This is a genomic window from Streptomyces pseudogriseolus (assembly GCA_002154585.1).
Lineage (GTDB): Bacteria > Actinomycetota > Actinomycetes > Streptomycetales > Streptomycetaceae > Streptomyces > Streptomyces pseudogriseolus.
In genome coordinates this window covers 492-700 of the sequence record MUNG01000663.1, presented here as the reverse complement: position 1 = coordinate 700, position 209 = coordinate 492, and the positions used below count along the sequence as shown (strand labels likewise).

The window sequence follows — 209 nt, the reverse complement described above, 5'->3', positions numbered from 1 at the left end:
GCGGCGACGGCGGCCCCGCGGTCAGCACCGGCGGCCCCGGCGCCAAGGCGGGCATCCGCTCCGGCGACGTCATCACGAAGGTCGACGGCCGACCCGTGCACTCCGGCGAGGAACTGATCGTCAAGACCCGCGCCCACCGCCCCGGCGACAAGCTGGAGCTGACCCTGGAGCGGGACGGGAAGGAACGCACCGTGTCCCTGGTGCTCGGA

Annotated in this window: 1 protein-coding gene; it reads left to right on the top strand. The window is 74.2% G+C overall.

What is annotated here, in order from left to right:
* Positions 1-209 (top strand): PDZ domain-containing protein (locus CCN29_RS33915; protein WP_143661467.1); only part of this gene is annotated, 209 nt, incomplete at both ends.